At 58.8% G+C, this 18,242-nt stretch carries 18 protein-coding genes and 1 tRNA gene; 13 read left to right on the top strand and 6 right to left on the bottom strand.

Annotated elements, in window-relative coordinates; translation table 11 throughout:
- Positions 1–165: 165 nt before the first annotated feature.
- The 5 genes from BJ928_RS26310 (at position 166) to hflX (ending at position 6,470) form a co-directional block, all read left to right on the top strand.
- Positions 166–2,439: a PAS domain-containing sensor histidine kinase gene (locus BJ928_RS26310; RefSeq protein WP_047633319.1), complete on the top strand. Its 2,274-nt coding sequence runs from the start codon at positions 166–168 to the stop codon at positions 2,437–2,439.
- Positions 2,429–3,793 carry a sigma-54 dependent transcriptional regulator gene (locus BJ928_RS26305; protein WP_047633320.1) on the top strand — a complete coding sequence of 455 codons (1,365 nt, stop codon included), beginning with the start codon at positions 2,429–2,431 and terminating at the stop codon, positions 3,791–3,793. The genes BJ928_RS26310 and BJ928_RS26305 overlap by 11 nt, the downstream gene beginning before the upstream one ends.
- A 50-nt stretch (positions 3,794–3,843) precedes the next feature.
- Entirely contained in the window at positions 3,844–4,707 is an 864-nt protein-coding gene (locus BJ928_RS26300) for a D-amino-acid transaminase (RefSeq protein ID WP_047633321.1), read from the top strand.
- Positions 4,708–4,814: 107 nt separating this feature from the next.
- Positions 4,815–5,057 carry an RNA chaperone Hfq gene (gene hfq / locus BJ928_RS26295; protein WP_003539403.1) on the top strand — a complete coding sequence of 81 codons (243 nt, stop codon included), beginning with the start codon at positions 4,815–4,817 and terminating at the stop codon, positions 5,055–5,057.
- A gap of 78 nt (positions 5,058–5,135) precedes the next feature.
- Positions 5,136–6,470 carry a GTPase HflX gene (gene hflX, locus BJ928_RS26290; RefSeq protein ID WP_047633322.1) on the top strand — a complete coding sequence of 445 codons (1,335 nt, stop codon included), beginning with the start codon at positions 5,136–5,138 and terminating at the stop codon, positions 6,468–6,470.
- A gap of 7 nt (positions 6,471–6,477) precedes the next feature.
- Here the strand turns inward: hflX and mazG are convergent, their stop codons facing one another.
- Together mazG and BJ928_RS26280 are read right to left on the bottom strand one after the other, a co-directional pair.
- Entirely contained in the window at positions 6,478–7,326 is an 849-nt protein-coding gene (gene mazG, locus BJ928_RS26285) for a nucleoside triphosphate pyrophosphohydrolase (RefSeq protein ID WP_047633463.1), read from the bottom strand.
- Between the two features lie 22 nt (positions 7,327–7,348).
- The gene (locus tag BJ928_RS26280) at positions 7,349–7,936 is read right to left on the bottom strand and encodes a nucleoside deaminase (protein WP_047633323.1); all 588 of its coding nucleotides are present in this window, start codon (positions 7,934–7,936) and stop codon (positions 7,349–7,351) included.
- A 295-nt stretch (positions 7,937–8,231) separates the two neighbouring features.
- On the opposite strand from BJ928_RS26280, the gene cysG reads away from it, so the two are divergent.
- The 5 genes from cysG to BJ928_RS26255 all read left to right on the top strand — a co-directional run bounded on the left by cysG (position 8,232) and on the right by BJ928_RS26255 (position 13,251).
- Positions 8,232–9,668 carry a siroheme synthase CysG gene (gene cysG / locus BJ928_RS26275; RefSeq protein ID WP_047633324.1) on the top strand — a complete coding sequence of 479 codons (1,437 nt, stop codon included), beginning with the start codon at positions 8,232–8,234 and terminating at the stop codon, positions 9,666–9,668.
- A gap of 3 nt (positions 9,669–9,671) precedes the next feature.
- Positions 9,672–9,986: a DUF2849 domain-containing protein gene (locus BJ928_RS26270; RefSeq protein ID WP_047633325.1), complete on the top strand. Its 315-nt coding sequence runs from the start codon at positions 9,672–9,674 to the stop codon at positions 9,984–9,986.
- Positions 9,987–10,003: 17 nt separating this feature from the next.
- Positions 10,004–11,683, top strand: coding sequence for a nitrite/sulfite reductase (locus tag BJ928_RS26265; protein WP_047633326.1), 1,680 nt, complete (start codon positions 10,004–10,006; stop codon positions 11,681–11,683).
- Positions 11,684–11,694: 11 nt separating this feature from the next.
- The gene (locus BJ928_RS26260; RefSeq protein ID WP_047633327.1) at positions 11,695–12,207 is read left to right on the top strand and encodes a DUF934 domain-containing protein; all 513 of its coding nucleotides are present in this window, start codon (positions 11,695–11,697) and stop codon (positions 12,205–12,207) included.
- A 231-nt stretch (positions 12,208–12,438) separates the two neighbouring features.
- Positions 12,439–13,251: a ferredoxin--NADP reductase gene (locus tag BJ928_RS26255; RefSeq protein ID WP_047633328.1), complete on the top strand. Its 813-nt coding sequence runs from the start codon at positions 12,439–12,441 to the stop codon at positions 13,249–13,251.
- A 54-nt stretch (positions 13,252–13,305) separates the two neighbouring features.
- Here the strand turns inward: BJ928_RS26255 and BJ928_RS26250 are convergent, their stop codons facing one another.
- The 3 genes from BJ928_RS26250 to BJ928_RS26240 all read right to left on the bottom strand — a co-directional run bounded on the left by BJ928_RS26250 (position 13,306) and on the right by BJ928_RS26240 (position 14,790).
- On the bottom strand, positions 13,306–13,920 hold the full coding sequence (locus tag BJ928_RS26250; RefSeq protein ID WP_047633329.1) for a GntR family transcriptional regulator: 615 nt from the start codon (positions 13,918–13,920) through the stop codon (positions 13,306–13,308).
- 191 nt (positions 13,921–14,111) lie between these two features.
- A complete protein-coding gene (locus BJ928_RS26245; protein ID WP_047633330.1) occupies positions 14,112–14,318 on the bottom strand; it encodes a hypothetical protein in 207 nt (68 codons plus the stop codon).
- A 214-nt stretch (positions 14,319–14,532) separates the two neighbouring features.
- Positions 14,533–14,790, bottom strand: a complete 258-nt coding sequence (locus BJ928_RS26240) for a GlsB/YeaQ/YmgE family stress response membrane protein (RefSeq protein WP_047633331.1) — start codon at positions 14,788–14,790, stop codon at positions 14,533–14,535.
- 377 nt (positions 14,791–15,167) lie between these two features.
- Here BJ928_RS26240 and BJ928_RS26235 point away from each other — a divergent pair.
- Both BJ928_RS26235 and aspS read left to right on the top strand, forming a co-directional pair.
- Positions 15,168–15,243: transfer RNA gene (locus BJ928_RS26235), tRNA-Lys, on the top strand.
- A gap of 779 nt (positions 15,244–16,022) precedes the next feature.
- Complete coding sequence (gene aspS, locus BJ928_RS26230) at positions 16,023–17,423, top strand: aspartate--tRNA(Asn) ligase (RefSeq protein ID WP_245432547.1); 1,401 nt, start codon at positions 16,023–16,025, stop codon at positions 17,421–17,423.
- A 144-nt stretch (positions 17,424–17,567) separates the two neighbouring features.
- On the opposite strand, the gene BJ928_RS39410 is transcribed toward aspS, so the two are convergent.
- The gene (locus tag BJ928_RS39410) at positions 17,568–17,909 is read right to left on the bottom strand and encodes a hypothetical protein (protein ID WP_245432545.1); all 342 of its coding nucleotides are present in this window, start codon (positions 17,907–17,909) and stop codon (positions 17,568–17,570) included.
- Here BJ928_RS39410 and BJ928_RS26225 point away from each other — a divergent pair.
- Positions 17,884–18,240 (top strand): hypothetical protein, encoded by a 357-nt coding sequence (locus BJ928_RS26225; RefSeq protein ID WP_245432543.1) that lies wholly within the window; start codon positions 17,884–17,886, stop codon positions 18,238–18,240. The genes BJ928_RS39410 and BJ928_RS26225 overlap by 26 nt on opposite strands.
- The last annotated feature ends 2 nt before the right edge of the window (positions 18,241–18,242 follow it).

Below are 18,242 nucleotides of genomic sequence, written 5' to 3'. Positions count from 1 at the left end.
TGATTTTTCAACTTGTTGCAAAAGTGACGTGAAGTAAAGGTTTCGCTTCCGTGCGAAACCGGACGACAGTTCCCGCCTCTGCCTGTCGCTCGCACCGGTGCCTGATAATGGCCGTGCGATTCGAGCAGGGCGCCGACCGTCGCTCGGGCGTGGAGATTGATGGGAATGATGCAGGACGCGGTGTCGCCGGCGGCGAGCGACGAGGCGGTTGTCAAGGTGACGGACCGTCGTGCTTCCTTTGCCCTACCTGGCCTGATCCTGGCCGGCGGTGCGCTTCTGTGCGCCATCGCCACATTGCTGATGCTTCTCGGGCTGACGCCGATCGCTCCGACATCCTCTGTCGTCTTCACTTCCGTCGTCATCAACGGCCTGTTCGTGCTGGGACTGATTGCCTTGATCGCCCGCGAGGTCGCGCGGCTGGTCAAGGCGCGCAGCCGAGGTCGCGCCGCAGCGCGTCTGCACATCCGCATCGTCGTTCTTTTCTCGATCGTCGCGATCACGCCTGCCATTCTCGTCGCCATCGTTGCCAGCCTGACGCTCAATGTCGGCCTTGACCGCTGGTTCGGCGTGCGCACGCAGCAGATCATCAGCTCCTCGCAGAACGTCGCGCAGGCCTATCTGATGGAGAATGCGAGCTATCTGCAGGGGCAGACTGTCTCGATGGCGAACGATCTCGAGCGCAATCGCTCGCTCTTCAATCTCGATCGTACCGGTTTTGCCGATCTAATGACCCGTCAGGCTCGCGGTCGCGGCTTGCTGGGCGCCTTCCTCGTGCGCCGAGACGGCACCGCCATCGTCCAGGCCGAAATCAAGACGGAACGACCGCTGCCGGCCATTCCAAAAGATGCGCTCGATTCCTCGGCCAATGGCCAGCCGACGCTTATCCCGCCAGGCGTCACCAATCTCGTCGGCGCGGTCATCAAGCTCGATGAAATCCCCGGTTCGTTCCTTTACACCGTGCGCGCCGTCGACCCCCGCGTCATGAACGCAATGCGCATGGTCGAGGACAACACCGTCGAATACAAGGCGATGGAGGCGGGGCGCATGTCGCTTCAGATCGCCTTCGCCGTCCTCTATATCGGCTTCGCTCTGATCGTGCTTTTGGCGGCGATCTGGACCGCAATCGCGATTGCCGACCGCATCGTGCGGCCGATCCGCCTTCTCATCAGCGCAGCGGACAATGTCGCTTCGGGTAACATGAACGTGCTGGTGCCAGTCCGCTCGGCCGATGGCGACGTCGGCAGCCTGTCGCGCACCTTCAACAAGATGATCTCCGAAATCCGCACCCAGCGCGATGAAATCCTTGAGGCGAAGGACGAGGTGGACGACCGCCGCCGCTTCATCGAGGCCGTGCTGTCGGGCGTCACCGCGGCTGTGATCGGCGTCGAGCACGATCGGCGCATCACGATTGCCAACACCTCAGCCGAAGATCTCCTGACGCTGAAAAGCGAGGAGCTTATCGGCAAGAATTTGTCGGAAATCTCCCCCGAGGTCGATCAGGTCGTCACAGAAGCGACGACGCGTCATCGCAGCGATTTCCGCAAGCAGATCAGTCTGGTTCGCGGCGGAACGGTGCGCACGCTCAGCGTTCAGGTGACGCGCGAGGAATCGCGCGATGCCAACGAATCCTACGTGATCACGCTCGACGACATTACCGATCTGGTGATCGCGCAGCGCTCGACGGCCTGGGCCGACGTGGCGCGGCGCATCGCCCATGAAATCAAGAACCCGCTGACACCGATCCAGCTGTCGGCCGAGCGCATCCGCCGCCGTTTCGGCAAGAACATTGCCGATGCCGACCGTCCGGTCTTCGACCAGTGCACCGATACGATCATCCGGCAGGTGGGCGATATCGGCCGTATGGTCGACGAGTTTTCCTCATTCGCCCGCATGCCCAAGCCGACCATGGAGCCGGGCGATCTGCGCGACATTCTGCGCGACGCGGTTTTCCTGCGCGAGATGGGCAACAATCACGTCAAATTCCAACGCGAGCTGGGCGACGAGCGGCTGGAAGGCATGTTCGACACGCGAATGCTCGGCCAGGCCTTTGGCAATCTCATCAAGAATGCCGTCGAGGCGATCGAAGGCGTGCCGAGCGATGAGGCGCGCGAGCAACCGAAAATCCTGGTGCGTTCGTCCCTGGACCCAGATCGCGACCGCTTCACCGTCGATGTCATCGACAATGGCCGCGGCCTTCCGGTCGAGAACCGGCACAGCATTCTCGAACCATACATGACGATGCGCGAGAAGGGCACGGGCCTTGGCCTCGCCATCGTCAAGAAGATCATTGAAGACCATGGCGGGCAGATCGAACTCCACGACGCACCCGCCGATTTCGACCAGGGCAGGGGAGCCATGATCCGCGTGCATCTGCCGCGCCGTGAGCAGGCCGCCGTCGCCCAGACAGCAAGTGACAAGGAAAGCGTCTATGGCATCTGATATTCTCGTAGTGGATGACGAGGAAGACATTCGCGAAATCGTTTCGGGAATTCTTTCGGATGAAGGGCACGAAACCCGCACGGCCTATGACAGCGACAGTGCGCTCGCCGCTATCTCCGACCGGGCGCCGCGGCTGATCTTCCTCGATATCTGGATGCAGGGCAGCAAGCTCGATGGCCTTGCGCTGCTCGACGAGATCAAGACCCGCCATCCGGATCTGCCTGTAGTCATGATTTCCGGTCACGGCAATATCGAGACGGCCGTCTCCGCCATCAAGCGCGGCGCCTTCGATTTCATCGAAAAGCCGTTCAAGGCCGATCGCCTCATCCTGATTGCCGAGCGCGCGCTCGAAAATTCCAAGCTGAAGCGTGAGGTTTCCGAGCTGAAACGCCGCACCGGCGACGCGGTGGAATTGATCGGAACCTCGGTTGCGGTCTCGCAGCTTCGTCAGACGATCGACAAGGTGTCGCCCACCAATAGCCGCGTCATGATCTTCGGCCCCTCCGGTTCCGGCAAGGAACTGGTGGCGCGCATGATCCACAAGAAGTCGACGCGGGCGAACGGCCCGTTCGTGGCGCTGAATGCGGCAACCATCACGCCGGAGCGCATGGAAATCGCCTTGTTCGGCACCGAGGGCTCGCCGGGACAGGCGCGCAAGATCGGTGCCCTGGAAGAAGCCCATCGCGGCATCCTCTATCTCGACGAAGTCGGCGAGATGCCGCGCGAGACGCAGAACAAAATCCTGCGCGTTCTTGTCGACCAGCAGTTCGAGCGTGTCGGCGGTTCCAAGCGCGTCAAGGTGGATGTGCGCATCATCTCGTCCACGGCCTATAATCTCGAGAGCCGCATCGCCGAGAGCTTGTTTCGCGAAGACCTCTATCATCGCCTCGCCGTGGTGCCGGTGCGCGTGCCGGCACTTGCCGAACGCCGGGAAGATATTCCCTTCCTCGTCGATCAGCTGATGCGTCAGATTTCAGAGCAGGCCGGCATTCGCCCCCGCCGCATCGGCGATGACGCCATGGCCGTGCTGCAGGCGCATGACTGGCCCGGCAATATCCGCCAGCTGCGCAACAATATAGAGCGTCTGATGATTCTGGCGCGCTCGGATGGCGCGGAGACGCCGATCACGGCGGAAATGCTGCCGACCGACCTCGGAGACATGCTGCCGAAGGTTTCCGCCAAGAACGATTATCACATCATGACGTTGCCGCTGCGCGAGGCGCGCGAGATGTTCGAACGCGATTATCTCATCGCCCAGATCAACCGCTTCGGAGGCAATATTTCGCGCACTGCGGAATTTGTCGGCATGGAGCGCTCGGCACTGCATCGTAAGCTGAAGTCGTTGGGCGTCTGAGCGGCCGCCCGACATTTCAAACAATACAGAATTTCGCATCAGGGGCTTTCATGCCGAGAATAGCTTACGTCAACGGCCGCTACGTCAAGCACAGCGATGCCATGGTGCACATCGAGGATCGCGGTTATCAGTTCGCCGACGGTGTCTACGAGGTATGCGAGGTTCGTCATGGCGTGATCGTCGACATGACGCGCCATCTCGATCGCCTCAACCGTTCGCTCGGCGAACTGCGCATTGCCTGGCCGATGACCCGGCAGGCATTGGTCCTGGTGATTCGCGAGACGTTGCGCCGCAATCATGTCCGCAATGGCCTGTTCTACCTGCAGGTGACTCGTGGCGTTGCCCGGCGCGATCACGTCTTTCCACCTAATGGTACGCCGTCTTCGATCGTCGTGACCGCGAAAAGCACGGATCAGTCCGTAATCGCCAAGAAGAATGCCAATGGCATCAGGGCGATCACTGTCCGTGACAACCGTTGGGACCGTGTGGACATCAAGTCTGTCGGCCTCCTTCCGAATGCGATGGCCCGACAGCAGGCGAAGGAAGCCGGCGCGCAGGAAGCGATCTACATCGACCACAACGGCATGGTGAAGGAAGGAGCCGCCACCAACGTCTGGATTGTCGACCATGACGGAAATCTCGTCACCCGCCCCGCCGAGCACGGTATTCTGCGCGGCATCACGCGCACGACCTTGATGGACGTCGCGGCGAAGCTCGATGTGACCATTGTCGAGCGATTCTTCTCGGTCGAGGAGATGATGAAGGCTCGGGAGGTCTTCATCACGGCAGCCACAAGTATCTGTTTTCCGGTCGTTTCTATCGATGGAGAGACCATCGCCAACGGTCATCCGGGCAGCATGTCACAGAAAATTCGCGAAGCCTTTTTCGACGTTGCGGAAAAGACCGTGATTTGATACCAAGATTCGCTGGGGGGAGAGAATGAGGGTATCTCCCGTCCGGGACCTCTGAATATCATGACATTTAACCGACCTCGGTCGGCAAAAAAGAAAGAAGCGGCGCGATGGCGGAACGTTCTCAGAACTTGCAGGACTTATTTCTCAATACTGTTCGCAAGCAAAAGATTTCACTGACAATTTTCTTGATTAACGGCGTGAAGCTCACGGGTGTCGTGACCTCCTTCGACAATTTCTGTGTCTTGCTCCGCCGCGATGGCCATTCTCAGCTCGTCTACAAGCATGCGATCTCGACGATCATGCCGGGTCAGCCCATGCAGATGTTCGAGAGCGAAGAAGCCGCATCCTAACCAGGACTTCCTACTATCACGACACGCGATACCAAAAATGATTCCCTCATCCCGGAGACCATAAAGCACCGGGATGATATGCGCGCTGTTGTCGTTGTGCCCGTGCTGAAACAGGCACGCGCGGCGCGTTCCGCCCAGGCCGACAGTGCCATCTCCGTTTCGCGACTACCCGAAAGCCGTCTCGATGAGGCCAAAGGGCTCGCGCTCGCCATCGATCTCGACGTCGTCAACGGCTCCATCGTGCCTATCAACGATCCGCGACCGGCAACATTGCTCGGCACCGGCAAGATCGAGGAAATCCTTGCGCTGCTCGACGAGTTCAACGCCGGCCTCGTCATCGTCGACCATCCGCTGACGCCGGTACAGCAACGCAATCTCGAGAAGGCGTGGAACGCCAAGGTCATCGACCGTACCGGCCTCATTCTCGAAATCTTCGGCCGGCGCGCCTCCACCAAGGAAGGCACGCTGCAGGTCGAGCTTGCGCATCTGAACTATCAGAAGGGCCGGCTGGTTCGAAGCTGGACCCACCTTGAACGCCAGCGGGGCGGTGCCGGCTTCATGGGCGGTCCAGGCGAAACCCAGATCGAAGCCGACCGGCGCATGCTGCAGGAGCGGATCATACGGCTGGAGCGTGAATTGGAGCAGGTGGTTCGTACCCGCCAGCTTCATCGCGCCAAGCGCCGGAAGGTGCCGCATCCGATCGTCGCCCTCGTCGGCTATACCAATGCCGGCAAGTCGACACTGTTCAACCGTATCACCGGCGCCGGCGTGCTGGCGGAAGACATGCTGTTTGCGACGCTCGATCCGACGCTGCGCCGCATGAAGCTGCCGCATGGCCGCACCGTCATCCTCTCCGACACAGTCGGCTTCATTTCCGACCTGCCGACTCACTTGGTGGCCGCTTTCAGAGCGACGCTCGAGGAAGTGTTGGAAGCCGACCTGATCCTGCATGTGCGCGATCTCTCGGATGACGACAATCAGGTCCAGAGCGCCGACGTGATGCGCATTCTCGGCGACCTCGGCATCGGCGAGGCCGAGGGCGCGGATCGCATCCTTGAGGTCTGGAACAAGATCGATCGCCTGGAGCCGGAGGCGCATGATGCTATCGTACAGAAAGCATCGACCGCCGAGAACGTCATTGCCGTCTCGGCGAAAAGCGGTGAAGGCGTCGATCGCCTGATGGACGAAATCAGCAGGCGCCTTTCCGGCGTGCTGACCGAGACGGCGATCACGCTTCCGGTCGAAAAGCTGGCGCTGCTGCCTTGGCTCTACAATCATGCCATCGTCGACAACCGCGAAGACAACGAGGACGGCACCGTGACGCTCGAAGTCCGGTTGACCGAAACCGAGGCGGCTGAGCTGGAGCGGCGCATGGGCAATGGCCCCAAGCCGCAGCGCGAGGACTGGGAATAGGCGGCCTTTAAGCCGTCTTGATCCCCGCAAGCTGCCGCTCTATCGCTTTCGCTGATTGCCAGATCTCTTCCATCCGCTCCAGCGAGGCGCCTTCCAGCGTCTCGCCTTCAGCTTCGAGCGTCGTCTCGATGTGGTGGAAACGGCGGCGGAACTTCGTGTTGGTGCCGCGCAGGGCCTGCTCGGGGTCGGTGTTCACATGCCGGCCGATATTGACGACGGCGAAGATCAGGTCGCCGAGTTCGTCGCTGACTTTGGTCTTGTCGCCGCTCGCAAGCGCCGCTCGTAGTTCACCGATCTCCTCCTCGATCTTGTCGAGAATGGGTTCCGGTGCCGACCAGTCGAAGCCGACCTTGGCGGCGCGCTCCTGCAGCTTCAAAGCTTCCGTCAGGGCAGGGAAGGTCCGCTGCACAGAGCCCAGGAAGCCGGCCTTGAAATCCTCGGTAATCCCGCTTTTGGCGCGGCGCTCGGCGCGTTCTCGCTTCTCTTCGGCCTTGATCCGATCCCATTGCAACGTCACCGCATCCTCGGTCTTCGCATCCGAGACGGCGAAGACGTGGGGATGGCGGCGGATCATCTTGCGGGTGATGGCGTGGACGACATCACCGAAGGAAAACGCTCCCGCTTCCTCGGCGATCCGCGCGTGGAATACGACTTGCAGCAGCAGGTCGCCAAGCTCGTCGCAAAGATCGTCGTTATCCTTGCGCTCGATCGCATCCGCAACCTCATAGGCCTCTTCGATCGTATAGGGCTTGATGGTCTCGAAGGTCTGGACGATGTCCCAGGGGCAGCCGCTCTCGGGGTTTCGCAGCGCCGCCATGATATCGATCAGGCCGGAAATGTCTCGAGATGCTTCCATCATTGCCTCGGGTCTTGCTCTGTCAGTTCAAGGGGATGTCGTTGTCGCTCTTGGACGCCTGGTAGTTCTCGGACAATCCGGCATAGGCTTGCTTGATGCGCGCCGTCTGGTTCTTCAATTCGCCTTTGCGCGGATCTTCTTCCGTTTCCACCAGATCGGAGATGGCAAAGCTATTCCAGAATGCGTTTTGGCGGCGATAGCCACCCGGCTCCAGGCCGAAGACTTCCTTCAGGATCTTGAGGTCATGCGGGATCGCGAAAGCGTCGCGCGAATCCTCATGGCTGAAGAAATAATAGTAATTATCGAAACCGGCCCAGGTGATCGCCGACATACACATGGTGCAGGGTTCATGCGTGGACAGGAAGATTAGATCCTTGGTGATGGGCTTTTCGCCGAGCTCGTAGAAGCGCTTGAGAGCATGAACCTCACCATGCCAGAGCGGATTTTCCAACTCATTGTTGGTTTCCGCGATAACGAGCGAAAGGTCCGATTTGCGCAGGATGGCCGCGCCGAAAACCTTGTTGCCGGCAGCGACGCCCTGGCGGGTCAGGGGCAGGATGTCATGTTCGACGACGTTGAGGAGGCGTGCAGCGATGCTATTGTCAGACAAGGGTTTTCTCCAACGATTTTTGCTGCAGTCTACCGGGATTGCAAATGCGGCGGTATGCGTAAATAACTTAAGGACTATGTTTGCCACAAGCAATAAAGCATCTCGGCAATGAGGCTGAGTCGTAAAAATCTATAGATTTTATATGCTTATTGCAATCTGCTCGTCTGGTGAGTTTTGCTCAAATCCTTGGCATGTCGAGCAAAAGAATACGCGCATGCAAGGGCATTAGAATTTCTGTTTCTTCAATCTCCTGGCCGCAAGGGTGATATTCGGCAAATCTCGAAGTGGAATAACGATGCCTCCCAGGACTGAACAGCTTTCGGTGTTTCCCGCCTTCTTCCGTGTGGAAGGAAGGATTGCTGCTGTCTTTGGTAATGGCGACGAGGCATTTGCCAAGGTGCGGCTGCTTCTGAACACGCAGGCGAAGGTCGTCGCGTTTGTGCAGGCACCGGAGGCTGATTATCACGCCTTCCTCATCGCCAATCGTATCGAAGCCGTACGCGGTGATTTCTCACCAGATCAGGTCAAGGGCGCTACGCTTGTGTTTGCCGCCACCGGTGATGCCGAGGCCGATCGCGGGATCGTCGATGCGGCCCGCGCAGAGCGAATCCCGGCAAACGCCGTCGATCAGCCTGACTATTGCGATTTTTATACGCCGGCGCTGGTCAACCGCGCTCCCGTGGCCGTTGCCATCGGCACCGAGGGCGCCGGTCCCGTGCTGGCGCAGATGATCCGCGCTCAGATCGATCAGATGCTGTCGCCATCGCTTGGCAAGCTGGCTGAGCTCGCCACGCGCTTCCGCAAGCCGGTCGAGCACCTTGTGCCGCGCGGCGTTGCCCGCCGCATCTTCTGGCGGCAGTTCTTTTCGGGACCCGTCGCCGATGCCGTCAATGCCGGCCATGCCGCGCAGGCGGAGCAGGCAGCCGATCAGCTGCTGCGGTCGTCGCGCGAGGTCGAGGGCCGCGTCTGGCTCGTTGGCGCCGGTCCCGGCGCGGAAGATCTGCTGACCTTGCGGGCGCAGCGCGTGATGATGGAAGCCGATGTCATCGTTTATGATGCGCTGGTGCCGCAGGCGATCGTCGACATGGGCCGCCGCGATGCCGAGCGCCTCTCCGTCGGCAAGCGCAAGGGCTGCCACAGCAAGTCGCAGGAAGAAATCAACGATTTGCTGGTGCAGCTCGGTCGCGAACGCAAGCGCGTCGTGCGGCTGAAGTCGGGCGATCCGCTGGTCTACGGCCGCGCAGGCGAGGAAATGGCAGCCTTGCGTGCCGCCGGCATCGCGTACGAGATCGTTCCTGGCATCACCTCCGCCTTTGCTGCCGCCGCCGATTTCGAACTGCCGCTGACGCTGCGCGGCGTCGCTTCGTCGCTCGTCTTTACGACCGGTCACGATCTCACGGGCGATGTATTGCCCGATTGGGCGAGCCTTGCCGTATCCGGTGCGACGATCGCCGTCTACATGGGCCGCACGGTCGCTGCTTCGGTCGCCGGCCGTCTGATGCAGGCTGGTCTGCCGCCTGAGACCACAGTTGCTGTGATCGAAAATGCCAGCCGTCGCGATCGCCGGCTGATGCATGGCATATTGCGGGATCTGCCTGATCTCGAAAGCCGCGACGAATTGAGCGGACCGGTCATGGTCATTATCGGCGACGCCGTCGCCGGTGCGAATTTCGAACAATCCGAGCCGCTGGTCCGCCGCGAGACCGTTGCTCAAGACTATGCAAGGAGCTGATGGATGGTCGATAAGGTTTTGACCGCAAACCGGCTCACCGATGGCGTCGCCGTTTGGCTGAACGCGAATGGTGAGTGGACGACCTCGCTGCAGGAAGCGCTCGTCGCCCGCCATGCCGAGGCGGAAGCTGCTTTAGAAGCGATCGGCAAGCAGGCCTATGCCGACAACAAGGTCGTCGACGTCAATCTGGTCGACGTTCAGGAAACCGGCGGCAAGCTCTGGCCGCTGCGCCTGCGCGAGCGTATCCGCGCCGAAGGCCCCACCATGGAATACGCGCCCGGCTATGCCGCGGCCGATCCCGATTTCATTGCAGTCTGAGAAGCCCCGAGGAAATCATGTATCGTTACGATGAATTCGACCACGCCTTCGTTGCGGAACGGGTTGCCCAGTTTCGCGATCAGGTGGAGCGGCGCCTCTCGGGTGAGCTTTCGGAAGACGCTTTCAAGCCGCTACGCCTGATGAACGGTGTCTATCTCCAGCTGCATGCCTATATGCTGCGCATCGCGATTCCCTATGGCACGCTGAGCTCGCGCCAAATGCGCATGCTCGCCCATGTCGCGCGCACCTATGACCGCGGTTACGGCCACTTCACCACCCGCCAGAACCTGCAGTTCAACTGGCCGAAGCTCTCCGAAATGCCGGATGCGCTGGCCGATCTCGCCTCCGTCGAAATGCACGCCATTCAGACTTCGGGCAACTGCATTCGCAACGTGACGGCGGATCATTTCGCCGGCGCTGCGGCAGACGAGGTCGCCGATCCCAGGCCTTACGCCGAAATCCTGCGGCAATGGTCCTCCGTTCATCCGGAGTTCTCGTTCCTGCCGCGCAAGTTCAAGATCGCTGTTACCGGTGCCGAGCGCGACCGCGCCGCGATCCAGGTGCATGACATCGGCCTGCATCTGAAGAAGAACGACAAGGGCGAGATCGGCTTTGCCGTTTATGTCGGGGGCGGGCAGGGCCGTACGCCGCTCATTGCCAAGCTGATCCGCGACTTCCTGCCTGAAGAGGATCTCCTGTCCTACACGACGGCAATCATGCGCGTTTACAATCTGCATGGCCGCCGCGACAACAAGTACAAGGCGCGCATCAAGATCCTCGTGCATGAAACTGGCGCCGAGGAACTGGCCCGCCAGGTCGAGGTCGAGTTCGACAAGCTTCGGGATACCGAACTGAAGCTACCGGAGGCCGACGTCCAGGCGATTTCCGCCTATTTCGCACCGCCGGTTCTACCTGAGCGCGCCGAAGGCTGGGAAAGCCTGGCGCGCTGGAAGAAGGCCGATCCAGCCTTCGCGCGTTGGATGCAGCAGAATGTGCAGCCGCACAAGAACCCTGATTACGGTATGGTGACAATCTCGCTGAAGCCGATCGGCGGCATCCCGGGCGATGCAACGGATAGCCAGATGGAAGCGGTGGCCGACATCGCCGAGGAATATGCCTTCGACGAAATCCGCGTCAGCCACGAGCAGAACCTCATCCTGCCGCATGTGGCGCTGGCCGATCTCGAAGCCGTCTATCGCGGCCTCGTTGCCATCGGCCTCGAAACCGCGAATGCCGGCCTGATCACCGATATTATCGCCTGTCCTGGTCTCGATTATTGTGCGCTTGCCAATGCGCGCTCCATTCCCGTCGCGCAGGAGATTTCCACCCGGTTCGGTTCGCCCGAGCGCCAGGCGGAGATCGGTGAGTTGAAGATCAAGATTTCCGGCTGCATCAACGCCTGCGGTCATCACCATGTCGGCCATATCGGCCTGCTTGGTGTGGAGAAAAAGGGCGCGGAACTCTATCAGATCACGCTCGGTGGCTCTGGCGACGAAAATACGTCGATCGGCGAGATCATCGGTCGCGGCTTCGAGCCCGACAAGGTGACGGATGCCATCGAGACCATCGTCGACACCTATCTCGGCCTTCGCCTCGATCCTTCTGAAACCTTCCTCGTCGCCTATCGCCGCGTCGGGCCGCAGCCGTTCAAGACCGCGCTCTATGGCGCGTCCTCGTCGGCCGCTGAAGCAGCCTAAGGAGATCGACTATGACCAAGATCTGGCGGGAAACCGGCTTCGTCGACAATGATCGGTGGATTATCGAGACCGACGAGCTAAAGGCAACCGAAACGCAGAAGCCTTTGCTCGACCTCGATGCGCTGATCGCAAAGGCGGAAGAAAGCAACGATGTCGGCCTCGGCGTCGTCATCAAGCCGGCTGACGACGTGACCCGGCTGCAGCCCTATCTTGATCGTCTCGAGATCATCGCGGTTGCCTTTCCGGCCTTCAACGATGGTCGTGCCTTCAGCCATGCCTCGTTGCTGCGGCAACGCCTGGGTTACGGCAAAGAGCTGCGCGCCGTCGGCGACGTGCTGATCGACCAGATTCCACTGATGCTGCGCGTCGGCATCGACAGTTTCGCCGTGACCAATGAGACCGCGCTGAAGAGGTTGTCGGAAAACCGCCTGCCGGGTATTCCGCATTACTACCAGCCGACTGCGGGCCGCGCCGAGGGCGGACAGGCCTATAGCTGGCGTCGGTTGCCGGCAAAATCGGCCTGACGCCAAGAGGCAAGCTCTTGCGGCAATTCGACAGCGTTGGATTGCCGTATTCACGCCTCGCAAATTATGTAATGTCGGCGATCTGGAATCTTGACTGAAATATACATATTTCAGTCCTGTGGTGGCTGACGGAATGGAATGCCTTTCAATACGGGCTATATTATAATATCAGCATCGCGCAATGAGCCTGCCAGGAAAGACGTGTAAGACAAAAACGGGATTCGAGACAGAATGAACGCCCCCGCAAAGACAGATGAATTTGCTTCAGCAGTACCCGCCGGCGTCTTCGCCGAGAAAGTGCTGAGCGTCACGCATTATACCGACCGGCTCTTTCGCTTCACCATGACCCGGCCGCAAGGCTTCCGCTTCCGCTCCGGCGAATTCGCGATGATCGGCCTGATGGTCGATGGCAAACCGCTTTATCGTGCCTATTCGATCGCAAGCCCTGCCTGGGCCGACGAGCTGGAATTCTTCTCCATCAAGGTGCCGGACGGTCCGCTCACCTCGCACCTGCAGAACATCAAGCCCGGCGACGAAGTGCTGATGCGCAAGAAGCCGACTGGCACGCTGGTGCTGGATGCGCTGACGCCCGGTCGTCGCCTTTACATGTTCTCCACCGGCACCGGCATCGCACCGTTCGCGAGCCTGATCCGCGATCCGGAAACCTATGAGAAGTACGAGGAAGTCATCCTGACCCATACCACGCGCGATGTCGCCGAGCTGAAATACGGCTTCGACCTCGTCGAGGAAATCCGCAGCGATGAGATCCTGAGCGAAGTCGTTGGCGACAAGCTGCGCCATTATGCAACTGTGACCCGCGAAGACTTCCCCTTCACGGGCCGTATCACCGACCTCATCGACAACGGCAAGCTTTTCAGCGATCTCGGCGTGCCGCCGCTCGACCCCGCGATTGATCGCGGCATGATCTGCGGTTCTTCCGCCATGCTGAAGGACACCAAGAACCTGCTGGAAAAGGCTGGGCTGAACGAAGGCGCCAACAACAAGCCGGCAGAGTTCGTTATCGAACGCGCTTTCGTCGGCTGACCGAATTATCTCAATCTGGAATGAAAGGCGGTTTCGGCAGCGAAGCCGCCTTTTTCATGCGCCGTTGAGATAATCGATAAGCGCGGTCATGGCTGTCTCAGCAGCATTCGTATCGCCGTTTTGAATGGCTTCGATGGCTTGAACATGCATGGCGATCGCTCGATCCATGCGATCATGCGTTCCGGTTGCATACCATAGCCGGCGCGCATGCGTTTGCACGGGGGCGAGCGCGGCGGTGATGAAGTTGTTAGGGCAGGCGGCTTCGAGAACTTCGTCGAAGGTCTTGTCGGCTGCGAAGAAGCCGGGCAAGTCGCCGGTAACGGCGCACGCCGTCATCAGCCGCGCGCATTCCCGCAACTGCTTGCGCTGCTGCGGATCTGCATGGGCGGCGGCGAGTGCCGCCGCAATCGGCTCCAGTTCGCGCCTCACCTGCATGACATAGTGATGATCCTCCGGGCGGATTTCCGCGATCTGCAGCCCGACGCGCGGTCGAACATGAATCAAGCCTTGCCAGGCAAGCTTCTGGATGGCCTCGCGCACCGGCGTCCGCCCGTGCCCAGCCATCTCGATCAACTGCTTTTCGGTGACGAGCGCGCCCGGTTTCAGCTCAAGCGTCACGATCGCATATTCCAGCGCGAGATAGGCGAGGTGGCTAAGCGAATTCTGCATTCGAGCTGTGTCCGACGTTTGCTTGAGCGGCACAGAGTGTCATCTCGCATAATCGAAGGCAACCTATTGTGATATATCAATGCGATACACGGGCGCTGACATGTACTGCGCCGTGTATCGCTTGCGCGTTGCCATCGCTTCGAAGCGCGGCGATCTCGAGGTATCTTACGGGTCTGGCTGGAAGAGCCGCATCACTGACCGATTGCGGTCGCAAGCGTCGGCGGCCTTCGTTTGGCGGCCATGAGCAGGTCCAGTTCGGTGGACGAAGGACCGAACTTATAGAAGAGGCGCTTTGCCTCCGCATCGTCGAGGCGATATTTTCGCGCAAACTCCGCAATGCTATAGGCGCGACCGCGGACGACTTTGCGAGCGGTTGTCCGATTGGCGTTTTCCGTCATATTTCCAACCTCCTTTCGGTTCCAGTCTTGATAGATAGCGTCGATGTCGGGCTTGGGAAGGCCTTAAAAGCGCTCCCCATTTCATCCGGCCCACCAGGAGCTTGCTGCCTACCCGCGTTCAGGCGGCCAAATCGAGGCAACAAAAAAGGGAAGGCGGAACGAACCGCCTTCCCCTTTTCCTCTTCCCGATTGGGGTGTCTTGCCCGGTACGCCGCTAACGTCTGATCAGGCGACCGATGAAAATCAGGATGCAGGCGCCGATGAAACCCGTGATCAGGTAATTCAGCCATACATGGAACGGCAGCGCGATGCCGAGAGTACGGAACAGCCAGCTGGCAACGAGCGCGCCAACGATGCCCAGAATGATGTTCATGATGATGCCCGTATTGCTCTTCATGATCATCTCGGCGAACCAGCCAGCTAAGCCGCCGATGATAATTGCTGCAATCCAACCGACGTTTGCGTCTTCCATAAAAGAACCTCCTGAGGGCCCGACAGGTTGTTAACAATAACTGATATACACCAAAAACGATTCGCACCCCAACTGTTGCGGATGGCGAGCCGATCAATCCGTTCATTGCAATCCTGATTATTGAGGGAAATTGTTACGGTTGTTTAGGTCTTTGAGAATCAATTGCCTTGTCGAAGTTCGCCCGCTTATGACGCCGGACCTTCGATTTTCCCCGGTAAAGAGCAATTTCGTCGGTCCGATGCCGCCATTTCATCCCATCAAGGTGAGGAAAAGCATCTTCGGCCGCTAACAACCTCGATTTTATGGGTTGACCGCAATAGGGCGTCTGCATATGTTCCGCGCACTTCCAGCCGAGGCAGCATCTGCCTGCGGAGAGGGAGAGCGTAGCTCAGTCGGTAGAGCAACTGACTTTTAATCAGTAGGTCATGGGTTCGAATCCCATCGCTCTCACCAGAAACTTCATTATGTTTTCTAGAGAGATTCTTTTGGTTTTCCATCGCGAACGCGAGGAACCGAACTCCGGCATTGTGTTGTGAGGGAACTCTACCTTCCCCAAAATATCCCGCGAGCGGTGTTTCGCTCGATTTGTCCGTATTCCATCTATGAGGATATCCGTCGTCCCAGAGCCTTGTGCGGGTCGCGAGGGTCGCTTTTTTGCCAAGCGGTTCAGAATCAGGCATGGATTGCTATTCGCGCCGTGCAAGGGAGACACGCGAATCTGGATGTTCATTCGGTGCCGATGATCGACTAAACACGAGCGCTTGAATATTAAAGGATCAAGATGTCTGACCATCCGCGCTCGCTAGAGTCGACAAGGCATTGCATATCGGACCGGAAGCCCAAAGGGACGATTATTTACGTCGTGGTTGCCGCTGTTGCCGTAATTACCGGCTCGATGTCGGGACGCCATGAGAACGCTGCACCGCAGCCGCCGCATATTGCGAAGCTGCGCTAGCAGGGGCAGCGGACGCCTCGTCCAATCCTCGCGCTAGCGAGCAAGTCTGCGGAAAAATATGGCAGATTTTCAAATCTGGTTCCGAAGCGATCTTCGAATTCCGGATTTTCTCCTGAACGGAAGGCGGCCGAGCCGGTCGGCATCGCAAACATCGATATTTACATTTCGATCCTCTTGCGAATAAATGTGCGCCATGAGCACGCTATCAAAAAGCACGATCAATAATAACGGCCCCTCCGGGGTCGTGGATATCGTGTGCGCTTCGTAACGTAGCTCATTGATCACCACAGCCCTGCCGGTTTTCGGAAGGGCTTTTGGTTTTGGCTTCTCCGATCCGGTTTTCCGTTTTCAGGAGAAAGTCATGTCTCATACTTCACCTTCGACACGTTCCTTCGCCGCCGATCTGCCTTCACTCATTGGGCAGCGGGTCAAACTATGCGGGTTTGCCGAAACCATCCGCGACCAGAAACATATGCGATTCATTGTTCTTCGTGATCAGACCGGAAAGGTTCAACTCACGCAGACAAAGGGCGATGCCGGGCTTGCGGCCGCACTTGATATTCCGACGCCGGAGAGTTCGATCATTGTCACGGGGAGGGTGGATGTCGCTCCCAGCGTGAAGCTCGGTGGTCTGGAAGTTGTGATCGAGAACGCAGAAATCTGCGGTCTTGCGGAAGCTCGGCTTCCTATCGCCGAGGATTCCGGATTGGATAAATGGATAGATCATCGCCAGGTCAGCCTGCGGTATCCAGCTCAGCAACTCGTTTTCGCGGTGCAGACGACGCTTGAAGGGGCCATGCGCTCTTTCTGGGAACAACACGGCTTTCGCGAAATTCATTCGCCGAAGCTGATGGGCACTTTCAGTGAGTCTGGAGCGGAGGTGTTTGCCGTAAAATATTTCGGCATGACGGCATTCCTGGCGCAATCACCGCAATTCTACAAGCAAATGGCAATTGCCGGAGGCATGGAGAAGGTCTTCGAAATCGGGCCGGCCTTTCGCGCAGAACCGTCGTTTACGTCCCGTCATGAAACCGAGTTCACGTCGATCGACATGGAGATCGCATGGATTGAAGACCATTACGAGTTGATGGAGATTGAAGAGCGCTGGCTATCCCATGCGATAACTGCCGTTGCCGCGGCTCACGGGGCGGAAATCAGGCGGCTCTTTGGCGTCGATGTCGCGCCGCCAACGCTTCCATTCCCAAAGCTGGCATTCGAAGAGGCGCGCGAAACGCTCGAAAGCTTGGGACATCCGCTCCGAACGCGCTCTGATCTGGATAGCGAAGGCGAACGCATCCTTGCTGAACACATGGCAAAGACGACAGGCCACGAGTTCCTGTTCATCACAGATTATCCCGCAAGGCATCGGGCGTTCTACCACATGCGCCAAGATGATCGGCCTGATATGACAAAGGGCTTCGACCTCTTGTGGCGTGGGATGGAGATCACGACCGGAGCGCAGCGGGAGCATCGTTATGAACGCCTCGTGGCTCAGGCAACCGCGCGTGGCTATAAGTTGGATGCGCTTTCCGACTACCTCGACTTTTTCCGATATGGCTGCCCTCCGCACGGAGGCATGGGCGTCGGCCTGGGCCGCATTCTGATGCGGATGCTGAATGTCGCCAGCATCAGGGAGGTGACCTTGCTTAGCCGCACCCCCAAACGGCTGCGCCCCTAAATCGGGCGCGAAGGGTCCGAGAAAGCTGGCGGCACGTAGGAATTATGTGCCGCGGCCTTGGGCCAGTTTCCTGTAGTGGATCGACTGGAACCGGAGAGAAGCACCATCCAAAGCCGAATGGAAGTAACTACGGGGTACAAAAAGTCAGCCGTAGATTGTCGCGCGGCAAACGTTCAAAGCAGCACTGGAGTTTTGGCCCGTCATCGGTCTGAAGCCCGTAAAGACATCATAACGCACAGGTTGTTGATGGCATTCGTCGCAAATTTTCTGGTGAAAAATGTCGATTTGATAGTACGATAGCGTCATCAAAAAGATGGTTGGTGAAGACGACAGGCGAATGATGGAATTCGTGGCAGAGCTATCGTTGTGGGAAATATATGCAATCGTTTGCGGATTGCTGGGTTCCCTGGGACTTTTGTTCGGGTTGATCGCAGGCAGGAGGTTTTCGATAGCCCTGAGCGTGCTGCCGCTGATCGGTATCGCCATCACGACACCGGTGACGGAGCGATTGGTGATTCCCTACCTCACGGAGCGCTATCCTGTGGTTTTCGCCAACAAGGATTTGCCCAGAAAGGTCGATCAGAAGACCACGCTCACGAAGATAGACCTCACCGATCACATCTACAGCTATTTCTACGATCTTGATGACGACGATGATGATTTCGATCCGCCTCTCGTCAAATCGGCGCAGCTTACCGATCTCTGCGACTTCCTGCTGCCGAAATTCAGCTCGGGCGAGGCGTCTCTGGCGAATTACATCTATCAGCTGAAGGGTAGGGACTATTCATTTTCGGTTGATAGTACCGATTGCTCCTGATG

The sequence above is a fragment of the Rhizobium sp. WW_1 genome (genome assembly GCF_003610155.1).
In the GTDB taxonomy this organism is placed as follows: Bacteria; Pseudomonadota; Alphaproteobacteria; order Rhizobiales; family Rhizobiaceae; genus Rhizobium; species Rhizobium tropici_A.
This window is presented reverse-complemented; position numbering and strand designations above follow the sequence as displayed.

Coding starts and splice junctions, on each gene's coding strand:
- BJ928_RS26300 (WP_047633321.1), top strand. CDS start 3,844: ATGCCGAGAATAGCTTACGTCAACGGCCGCTACGTCAAGCACAGCGAT.
- BJ928_RS26310 (WP_047633319.1), top strand. CDS start 166: ATGATGCAGGACGCGGTGTCGCCGGCGGCGAGCGACGAGGCGGTTGTC.
- mazG (WP_047633463.1), bottom strand. CDS start 7,326: ATGGAAGCATCTCGAGACATTTCCGGCCTGATCGATATCATGGCGGCG.
- cysG (WP_047633324.1), top strand. CDS start 8,232: ATGCCTCCCAGGACTGAACAGCTTTCGGTGTTTCCCGCCTTCTTCCGT.
- BJ928_RS26305 (WP_047633320.1), top strand. CDS start 2,429: ATGGCATCTGATATTCTCGTAGTGGATGACGAGGAAGACATTCGCGAA.
- BJ928_RS26240 (WP_047633331.1), bottom strand. CDS start 14,790: ATGGAAGACGCAAACGTCGGTTGGATTGCAGCAATTATCATCGGCGGC.
- hflX (WP_047633322.1), top strand. CDS start 5,136: ATGCGCGCTGTTGTCGTTGTGCCCGTGCTGAAACAGGCACGCGCGGCG.
- BJ928_RS39410 (WP_245432545.1), bottom strand. CDS start 17,909: ATGGCGATACCGATCAGCGGCAGCACGCTCAGGGCTATCGAAAACCTC.
- BJ928_RS26270 (WP_047633325.1), top strand. CDS start 9,672: ATGGTCGATAAGGTTTTGACCGCAAACCGGCTCACCGATGGCGTCGCC.
- BJ928_RS26265 (WP_047633326.1), top strand. CDS start 10,004: ATGTATCGTTACGATGAATTCGACCACGCCTTCGTTGCGGAACGGGTT.
- BJ928_RS26250 (WP_047633329.1), bottom strand. CDS start 13,920: ATGCAGAATTCGCTTAGCCACCTCGCCTATCTCGCGCTGGAATATGCG.
- BJ928_RS26255 (WP_047633328.1), top strand. CDS start 12,439: ATGAACGCCCCCGCAAAGACAGATGAATTTGCTTCAGCAGTACCCGCC.
- BJ928_RS26260 (WP_047633327.1), top strand. CDS start 11,695: ATGACCAAGATCTGGCGGGAAACCGGCTTCGTCGACAATGATCGGTGG.
- hfq (WP_003539403.1), top strand. CDS start 4,815: ATGGCGGAACGTTCTCAGAACTTGCAGGACTTATTTCTCAATACTGTT.
- BJ928_RS26245 (WP_047633330.1), bottom strand. CDS start 14,318: ATGACGGAAAACGCCAATCGGACAACCGCTCGCAAAGTCGTCCGCGGT.